Source organism: Variovorax sp. GW823-FHT02B07, assembly GCF_058797695.1.
In genome coordinates, this window is sequence record NZ_JBXAJX010000002.1 from 861,888 (window position 1) to 870,206 (window position 8,319).

The 8,319-nt window shown below is 71.9% G+C and carries 10 protein-coding genes; 7 read left to right on the forward strand and 3 right to left on the reverse strand.

Going from position 1 to position 8,319, the window contains the following annotated elements; all coding sequences use genetic code 11:
* Nucleotides 1-7 precede the first annotated feature (7 nt).
* Together AC1RGU_RS15115 and AC1RGU_RS15120 are read left to right on the forward strand one after the other, a co-directional pair.
* On the forward strand, nucleotides 8-1,360 hold the full coding sequence (locus AC1RGU_RS15115) for an efflux RND transporter periplasmic adaptor subunit (protein ID WP_492696736.1): 1,353 nt from the start codon (nucleotides 8-10) through the stop codon (nucleotides 1,358-1,360).
* On the forward strand, nucleotides 1,354-3,477 hold the full coding sequence (locus AC1RGU_RS15120; protein ID WP_492696737.1) for a site-2 protease family protein: 2,124 nt from the start codon (nucleotides 1,354-1,356) through the stop codon (nucleotides 3,475-3,477). Before AC1RGU_RS15115 ends, AC1RGU_RS15120 begins: the two co-directional genes overlap by 7 nt.
* Before the next feature lie 60 nt (nucleotides 3,478-3,537).
* On the opposite strand, the gene AC1RGU_RS15125 is transcribed toward AC1RGU_RS15120, so the two are convergent.
* Nucleotides 3,538-3,669: a hypothetical protein gene (locus AC1RGU_RS15125; protein WP_255221250.1), complete on the reverse strand. Its 132-nt coding sequence runs from the start codon at nucleotides 3,667-3,669 to the stop codon at nucleotides 3,538-3,540.
* A gap of 149 nt (nucleotides 3,670-3,818) precedes the next feature.
* Between AC1RGU_RS15125 and AC1RGU_RS15130 the strand changes: the two genes are divergently transcribed.
* On the forward strand, nucleotides 3,819-4,316 hold the full coding sequence (locus tag AC1RGU_RS15130) for an arsenate-mycothiol transferase ArsC (protein WP_062482660.1): 498 nt from the start codon (nucleotides 3,819-3,821) through the stop codon (nucleotides 4,314-4,316).
* 9 nt (nucleotides 4,317-4,325) lie between these two features.
* Here the strand turns inward: AC1RGU_RS15130 and AC1RGU_RS15135 are convergent, their stop codons facing one another.
* Nucleotides 4,326-4,646: a hypothetical protein gene (locus AC1RGU_RS15135; protein WP_062482657.1), complete on the reverse strand. Its 321-nt coding sequence runs from the start codon at nucleotides 4,644-4,646 to the stop codon at nucleotides 4,326-4,328.
* Between the two features lie 266 nt (nucleotides 4,647-4,912).
* On the opposite strand from AC1RGU_RS15135, the gene AC1RGU_RS15140 reads away from it, so the two are divergent.
* Nucleotides 4,913-5,170 carry a hypothetical protein gene (locus AC1RGU_RS15140; RefSeq protein ID WP_095947032.1) on the forward strand — a complete coding sequence of 86 codons (258 nt, stop codon included), beginning with the start codon at nucleotides 4,913-4,915 and terminating at the stop codon, nucleotides 5,168-5,170.
* A gap of 243 nt (nucleotides 5,171-5,413) precedes the next feature.
* Here AC1RGU_RS15140 and AC1RGU_RS15145 read toward each other — a convergent pair whose 3' ends face one another.
* Entirely contained in the window at nucleotides 5,414-5,785 is a 372-nt protein-coding gene (locus tag AC1RGU_RS15145; RefSeq protein ID WP_492696738.1) for a hypothetical protein, read from the reverse strand.
* Between the two features lie 234 nt (nucleotides 5,786-6,019).
* Between AC1RGU_RS15145 and AC1RGU_RS15150 the strand changes: the two genes are divergently transcribed.
* Genes AC1RGU_RS15150 through AC1RGU_RS15160 form a run of 3 tightly spaced genes read left to right on the forward strand, consistent with a single transcriptional unit; the run spans nucleotide 6,020 to nucleotide 8,296 of the window.
* Nucleotides 6,020-6,742: a secretin and TonB N-terminal domain-containing protein gene (locus AC1RGU_RS15150; protein ID WP_492696739.1), complete on the forward strand. Its 723-nt coding sequence runs from the start codon at nucleotides 6,020-6,022 to the stop codon at nucleotides 6,740-6,742.
* 5 nt (nucleotides 6,743-6,747) lie between these two features.
* On the forward strand, nucleotides 6,748-7,308 hold the full coding sequence (locus AC1RGU_RS15155; protein WP_070061200.1) for an RNA polymerase sigma factor: 561 nt from the start codon (nucleotides 6,748-6,750) through the stop codon (nucleotides 7,306-7,308).
* A gap of 22 nt (nucleotides 7,309-7,330) precedes the next feature.
* Complete coding sequence (locus tag AC1RGU_RS15160) at nucleotides 7,331-8,296, forward strand: FecR family protein (protein WP_492696740.1); 966 nt, start codon at nucleotides 7,331-7,333, stop codon at nucleotides 8,294-8,296.
* Nucleotides 8,297-8,319: the final 23 nt, after the last annotated feature.

Genomic DNA, 8,319 nt, shown 5'->3' on the forward strand with positions numbered 1-8,319 from the left:
GAGCGTCGTGACCGATCTCGCGTTCCATGCGCTGGCCGCGAAGGTGCGCGCGGCGCAGCGCCCGGCCGACCTGGCCTTTCTGATCTGCAACGAGACCCACGCGATCGCGCCGTACCGGCAGGCCGCGCTGGTCGGCTTCTTCGGCGCGCGCCGCACGCGGCTGGTGGCGCATTCGGGGCTGGCCGATGTGGAGTCCGACTCGCCCTATGCGCTGTGGCTGGCCTCGGTGGCCGACCACCTGAAGCCGCGGCTGGACGAGTTGCCGGCCGTCGCGCGCGTGCTGGCGCTGTCGCCCGGGATGCTGCCGCCGGCGCTCGCCGCCTCATGGGCCGACTGGCTGCCCGACCAGGTGTGGGTGCTGCCCATGGCCGACCCCGACGGCCGCGCGCGCGCCGCGCTGTTCCTGGCGCGCGAGGCGCCGTGGCCCACCGAGTTCGACGCCAAGGCGCCCGAGTTCTTGCTGCTGCAGGCCGCCGCGATGTACGGCCATGCGTGGTGGGCGCTGACCGGGCGCCGCCGCTCCATCGGCACGCTGCTGCACGAAGCGTGGGCGCGCAAGCCGCTGCGCTGGGCGCTGGCGCTGCTGCCGCTCGCGCTGCTGGTGCCGGTGCGCGAATACGCGCTGCTGCAGGCCGAGGTGATCTCCACGCGCAGCCAGGTGATCGCCTCGCCGCGCGACGGCGTGATCCGTCGCATGACCGTGCCGCCCAACACGCCGGTGGTGGCCGACCAGACCATCGCCGAGCTCGACGACACCACGCTGGACAACCGGCTGGCCGTGGCGCGCGCGGCGCTGTCGACCGCGCGGCTGGAGCTGCACCAGGCCTCGCAGCGGGCCATCGAATCGCAATCGGCCAAGGCCGAGCTGAGCCTGGCCGAAGGCAAGCTGCGCGAGCGCGAGGTGGAGGTGGGCGCGCTGCAGCGCGAAGTGGCGCAGCTGCAGATCAAGGCGCCGGCCGCGGGCGTGTTCGTGTACTCCGACCCCGACGACTGGGCCGGCCGCCCGGTGCAGACCGGCGAGCGCGTCGGGCTGCTGGCCGACCCGGCCGTGCTCGGCGTGCAGGCCTGGGCGCCGGTGAGCGAGGCGGTCAACCTGGCGCCGGGCGCGCCCATGACCCTGTTCCTGCGCGTGGCGCCGCTGGACCCGGTGTCGGCCCGGCTCGACCACGCCGGCTACCAGGCGGTCGAGGCGCCCAACGGCGTGGCCAGCTACCAGCTGCGCGGCCACTTGAGCGAGCCCTCGGGCGTGGCGCGCATCGGCCTGCGCGGCACGGCGCGCGTGTCGGGCGAGTGGACCGTGCTCGGCTACCTGCTGCTGCGCCGGCCGTTCGCGGCGGCGCGGGAGTGGTGCGGATGCTGAGCGGCACGGCGCCCGCAGGCCGTGGCGCCTCCGCGGGCGCTGCAGCGCCGCCGCCCTGGCCGGCGCTGCGCGAGGAACTGCAGATCCACCCGGCCGGCGCCAACGGCGACGGCTCGCCGGCCTGGCACGTGTGCGACCCGGTGCGCAACCTGTTCTTTCGCATCGGCTGGCTCGAGTTCGAGATCCTGCAGCGCTGGCCGATGGCCGACGCCGCGCGCATCGCGCAGGCGATCGAACGCGACACCCCGCTGGCGCCCGACGCCGACGACGTGGCGCGTTTCCAGGGCTTTCTCGAACAGCACCAGCTGCTGCGCACCGTGCGCCGCAAGCCGCCGATGCCGGCCTGGCGCTGGCTGCTCAACAACTACCTGTTCGTGCGCATTCCGCTGGTGCGGCCGGCGCGGCTGCTCGAGAAGATGCTGCCCTGGGTCGAGTGGCTCTACAGCCGCTGGTTCGTGGCGCTCAGCGCGCTCGCCGCCGGCGTCGGCGTGCTGCTTGCCGCGCGGCAGTGGGACACGGTGGCGGCCCAGCTGCGCGGCGCCATCAGCTGGGAGGGCGTGCTGGGTTTTGCGGGCGCACTCGTGGTGTCGAAGCTGCTGCACGAGATGGGGCACGCGCTCATGTCCACGCGCCACGGCGTGCGCGTGGGGCACATGGGCGTCGCGCTGCTGGTGATGTGGCCGATGGCCTACACCGACACCGGCGAGAGCTGGAAGCTGGCGCGCTCGCAACATCGCCTGGCCATCGCGTCGGCCGGCATCTGCGCCGAGCTGGTGCTGGCCGCGTGGTCGACGCTGCTGTGGGCCTTCATGCCCGACGGCGACCTGCGCAACGCGCTGTTCTTCCTGGCGACCACGGCCTGGGTGCTGACGCTCGCGGTGAACGCCAGCCCCTTCATGCGCTTCGACGGCTACTACATGCTGACCGATGCGCTGGATTTTCCGGGGTTGCACGAGCGCGCGGGACAGCAGGCCAAGCGCGCGCTGCGGCGCTGGCTGCTGGGCTTCAACGACCCGTCGCCCGAGACGCTCACGCCGGGCTTTCGGCGTTTTCTCATCGCGTTCGCGTTCGCGACCTGGGCCTACCGGCTGGTGCTGTTCATCGGCATCGCGGTCGTGGTGTATCACGCGTTCTTCAAGGCGCTGGGCGTGTTCCTCTTCATCGTCGAGATGGGCGTCTTTGTCGTGCGGCCGGTGATGGCGGAGCTGCGCGTGTGGCACGCGCGGCGCGACGAGATCAAGCCGCGGCGGCGCGTCGTGGCGGCGTTGTTGCTCGCACTCGTGGCAGCGGTGCTGCTGGTGCCGTGGCACGGCGGTATCTCGGCGCCGGGCGTGCTCCGCGCCGGCGTCGAGCAGCCCGTGTTCTCGCCCTATGCGGCGCGGCTGGCAGCGATGGAAGCGAACGACGGCGCGGCCGTGGCGGCGGGGCAGTCGCTGGTCACGCTCGAAGCGCCGGGCCAGACCGAGGAGCGCGAGAAAGCGCGCGTGATGTCCAGCGCCTACGCGCGTGCGGCGCGCGGCGCCATGGGCCTGGAAGAACGCCCGGCGGCGCAGCAGGTGCTGGCCGAACAGCAGGCCAGCCGCTGGGACACCGAGCGGCGCGCGCGCGACGCCGAGCTGCTGCGCCTGCGGCTCGTGGCGGCGCACGGCGGCACGATGCGCGACGTCGATCCGCTGCTGCAGTCCGGCACGTGGGTGGCGCCGTCGCAGCTCATGGCGCTGGTGGTCGACGGCCGGCGCTGGCGCGTGGAAGCGCTGGTGCCCGAGCACGACCGCCAGCGCCTGGCGGCCGGCAGCCGCGCGGTGATCCTCGTCAAGGGCCGCACGCGCAAGCTCGAAGGGCTGGTGCGCGCCATCGACAACAGCCCGGTGCGCCGGCTGCCGCACCTGCTGCTGGCGCAGGACCACGGCGGCCCGATCGCGCTCAACCCGACCGCGCAGAAGAAAGACCTGCGTCCGGCCGAAGCCTGGTTTCGTGTGACGGTGGAGGGCGAAGACGACGCGCCGGTCGACGGGGTGCGCGAGGTGCGCGCGCATTTCGAAGGCACCCGCGAGAGCCTGGCCCGCCGCTGGGTCCATGCGGCGACCTCGGTGCTGATCGAGCAGTCGGGGTTCTGAACAAGCGCGCCCGCTTGCGCCGGCCGGCCACGTGCCGGCAGGCGATGCCCGCGGTCTGCCTTACAGCCGGGTGTGCTCGGAGTGCGGCATGTCCTGGTCGGAACGCAGGACCGCCAGCATGCTCATGAGCGTCACGCCCGCGGCAAGACCGACCAGGAAAGCAAGCACAACGAGGGAGGGGTCGGTTGTCATGCGGTTCTAACGCCGACCCATCCCGCAAGGTTTACGAGTGTTTACACTTATTTGTCATGTCTGCAGGTCCGGGGTAAACAGGCGTCTGCAAAAGGGTCCCTGTGCTTCGGCACCCACCTGCCACACGGCGTGGCTATAGTCGTTCGACCATGCAGAAACGGATCGAGGTTGTCTTTGTCTCGCGGCGCAATTCGCTGCGCAGCGTGCTGGCCGAGGCCTGTCTTGCCCACCTCGATGCGAAGCGCTTTTCGGTGCGCTCGTGCGGGCAGCCGGGGCGGCTGGCGGCGGACGTGCACCCCGCGGCCGTCGAGGCGCTGGGCAGCGCCGGCATGGCCTTGCCGACCTCGCCGCCGCGCAGCTGGGACCTGCTGGCGCGCGCGGGATCGCACAACGCAGACGTCGTCATCACGCTCGACCCCGCGCTCGAACCGCTGCAACCGCGCTGGCCCGGCCAGCCCGATGCGGCCCTGTGGCCTTACCCCGACGTGGCCGGCGCCAACACCGGCCCGGACGACGCGGCGCATGGCGCGCTGCAGGTGCTGTATTCGCTGCGCCGCCGGCTCGAATTGCTGGTCAACCTGCCGCTCGTGGGCGCCGACCGCAGCGCGCTGCGCTCCGACATCCGCGACATGGCGCACATGCGCTGACGCGCTCCGCTAGGGCGCGGCGAGCCGCAGCACGAAGGTCTTGGTGTGCGGGTCGGTGAGAAACACCTGCGCCACCTGCCAGGCCTGCGCATGCGCGTCGCGCCACGCGGTGGCGTACTTGATGTCCAGGCGGGTCATGGGGGGCTCGTCGAGCCGCTCGAGCCGGCGCCAGAGCCGGTAGCAGTGCGCGACCTGCCGGGGCGAGCCGAGCAGTTCCTCGAGTTTGATGCGGTAGGTGAATGCCGCCACCATCACGTCGCGCACCGTGACGTTGCGGCCCTCGACTTCGATGGTGTAGAGGTGCTCGGCGGAGTGGATCTCGTCCTTCATGCGGCGGCGCGGAAATCGGGGCGGACGGTGTCGACCTGCGGGGCAGGCCGGTCGGGAGGATGCGCAGAAAGAGGGAGACGGATCACGGCCGCTCCATCCTAGATGGCACGCTGTTTCGGCGCGAGTGCCGAAAGTCATGCGGATGTTCACACATGGTGTCCCTTTGCGCGAAGCGCGTGAAATTGTTATTAAACGAAATTAAATGCTAATACCTAGGAACTATGTCCTAGGGCGGCGCCGGCAGTAGCCCTAAGCTCCTCACTGACATGAGCGCCACACAGCAACATCTTTTCGTCGAACTTTCCGACGGTTGGTCCAGCGAGATCGACATCCGCCAGACCACCGGCGGCCGCTATGCCGGCGTGGCCGAACTCCGCCTGCGCGGGCTCAAGCGCGGCGTGCTCGTCTTCATGCAGCAGCCCTCGCTGGACGCCGCGCTCGCGCGCGTGCGCCTGCGGGCCAGCCAGTTCGCCCGCGAGCGCCTGTCGCTCGCCGAAGCCCGGACCGGCGCACGGGCGAGCTGACCGGGTTCATCCGCACCCGCCGCACTCGCGGTTGAAGTTTTTCTATCCCGGCCATCGGGATTGCCAAACCCGCTGCACCCGCAAGCGGCGCACCATCGAGGCTCACGGATCTCACCGATGGAGCACACGACATGTTGAAGACCTTCAGGAAAGCCATGGGCGCCGCCATTTCGCTGGCCGGGTTCGTGGTGCTGGTGACCCAGCAACTCTGAACGCCCGGCCACTTTTCCCGCATGCCGCCGCTCAGGGCCGCGCCGGCAGCAGCGGCGAGGTGTACACCGCCGGCGGCGGACGCTGCGGATACACCGAGGTGCCGAAGGTGTTGCCCATGCGATGCCCGGTCGCCGCGCGGTTGAACAAGCCCAACTGATTGCCCGGCCGCTGCGTGATCGCTTCCGAGGCCAGCCCGGGCGCCGCGTCGTCCGGCGCGCGTGCCGGCATCGTGGGCGCGAGCTTGCGGGTCAGGCAGTCGTAGGCGGGCGTGCGCTCGCCGTTCACCACCACCTCGACGCAGCTGCCGTCGGCCTCGCCGCCACCGGAGGGCGGCGTCTGCGCCGCCGCGCCAGTGCCGATCACCGAGAGCATCACGCCGAACAGCCACACACCGACGCGCATCGTTGCACCCCAGGAAAAAAGAAGAAGAAACGCCGTGCCGCGATCACGGCCAACCGGGCAGTCTGGGCCCCGTGCAAGTCAGGAAGAAGACGGAATCTCGCGAGCTCGGAAGTGTGAACGAAACGTCACATGTCGGTCATGCACGGTCGCTAGTCTCGCCCGCACGCTCACCCGGGCCGCACGGCGGACGGCCGCTTTTCAGACCCTTCGTTGCTGCTGTTGATCCTCCGTCACATGACACGTACTTCCGCATCGGGCGGTGGCCTGACACTGTCCTGGTGCCTGGTCATGGCGCTGGTGATGTGCGCCGCCCACGCCGCGGCAGCCGACGACATGGCGAGCGACGCGCCGGCGCTGCATTTCGACCTGCCGGCGCAGCCGCTGGCACGCTCCCTCGCCGTCTTCGGGCGCCTCACCGGGCATTCGGTGCTCGTCACCAGCCGCCTCACCGACGGCCGCGAGGCGTCGCCGGTGCAGGGCGACTTCGCACCGCGCGACGCGCTGCAGCGGATGCTCGTGGGCACCGGGCTGGTGGCGCGCTACACCGGCGCCAGCGCGTTCACGCTCGTGCCGGCACAGCCGGCGACCGCCGTCCCCGACGAACGCGCGCCGGCGGGCGCCGCCCCGGCCGGCAACGTCCCGGCCTTGCAGGCCTACGCTGCGGTCCTGCAGGGCGCGGTCACGCGCGTGCTGTGCATCGCGCAGCCCGACGCCTTTGGCCGCTACCGGCTCGCGGTCCAGTTGTGGATCGACCCGGCGGGCGCCGTCACCGAGGCCCGCCTGCTCGAAGGCAGCGGCGTGCCGGCGCGCGATGCCACGGTGCTCGCCAGCCTGCGCGCGCTCGGGCTGGACACGCCGCCGCCGGCCGCGCTGCCGCAGCCCGTCACGCTGCTGCTGACCCCGCGCCCCGACCCGGCGCGCGACTGCCGGCCGTACCTGCGCGCGCGCGCAGGCTGAGGCACATGTCCGAATCGATCAAGGCCTCGCTGCGCGCGCTGTTCCTCGCGCGCTATGCGCAGTTCCGCAAGCACCTGCACCACCGCCTCGGTTCGGAAGACCTCGCCAACGACGCGCTGCAGGAGGCTTACCTGCGCGTGGAGAACTCGACCGTGCGCAGCGCCGTGCGCTATCCCTCGGCCTACCTGTTCCGCATTGCGCTCAACGTGGCGGAAGACCAGCGCAAGAGCAACGCGCGGCTGCTGAGTGTGGGCGAGGTCGAGGCGCTGTACGACATGGCCGACGAGGCCGCCGACCCCGCGCGCGGCGCCGAGGCGCGCAACGAACTCGAGGCGCTCGAGCGCGCGCTGGCCGAGCTGCCGCGCCGCCGCCGCGCCATCGTGCTGGCCGCGCGCGTCGACGAAATGCCGCACAAGGACATCGCGGCGCGCTACGGCGTGTCGGCGCGCACCGTCGAGAAGGAATTGCGCGCCGGCCTGGAACACTGCTGCGAGCGGCTCGGCCGGGATTTCATCCAGCGCTTCGGTCCTGGCGCCGGAAAACAGTCTCCCCATGATGACCGCTGAAGAACCCCAGGCGACCGAGGCCATGAAGCAAACCCTGCAACGCGAAGCGCAAGCCTGGGTGGTGCGGCTCGGCTCGCAACAGGCCACCGAAGACGACGCCCAGGCCTTCCGGCGCTGGTGCGCGCGCAGCCGCGCGCACGCGCAGGCCTTCGTGCAGGCGCGCCAGGTGTGGCAGGCCATGGCGCCGGCCGCGCAGCGCGTGCGCCAGCAGGAAGCGCGCGAGGCGGCCCACCGCCGCCTGCCGGTGCCCGGACGCCGCGCCTTCCTGGGCGGTGCGGTCGCGGCGTCGGTCGCCTACCTCGCGGTGTCGCCGCCGCTGGCGCTGTGGCCCTCGGTCGCCGAATGGGGCGACGACTACCGCACCGCCACCGGCGAGCAGCGCGAGGTCGCCATGGGTGAGGGCGTGGTGCTGCAGATGAACACGCAGACGCGCATCAACCTGCGCCGCGGCGCGACGGAGAGCGCGGGCGAGGCCATCGAACTGGTGTCCGGCGAAGCCGAGGTGCTCGCCGGCGGCCCGGCCTCGGCGCGCGTCACGGTCGCGGCGGGCGGCGGCACGGTGTCGGCCGTGCGCGCGCGTTTCAACATCCGCCACCTCGACGGCGAGGTCTGCGTGACCTGCCTGGCAGGCCAGGTCGATGTGGCGCAGGGCACGCAGCAGGCGCGGCTCGACGAAGGCCGGCAGCTGCGCTACGGCCCCGCGGGGCTCGGCGTCGTCACCGGCGTGGACACCGGCCCCGTCGTCGCCTGGCGCCGGCGCCAGCTGGTGTTCGACCAGGTGCCGCTGTCCGAAGTGGTGGCCGAGGTCAACCGCTACCGCCACGGCCGGCTCATCCTCACGAACGAGGCGCTGGGCCGCAGCCGCGTGCAGGCCAGCTTCTCCATCGACCGGCTGGACGACGTGGCCTTCCTCGTGCGCGACGTGTACGGCGCCGAACTCACGCAGCTGCCCGGCGGCATCGTGCTGCTGGGCGCCGCCAGCGCTTGAGGTGCCCAGCAGCGTGCCGACCC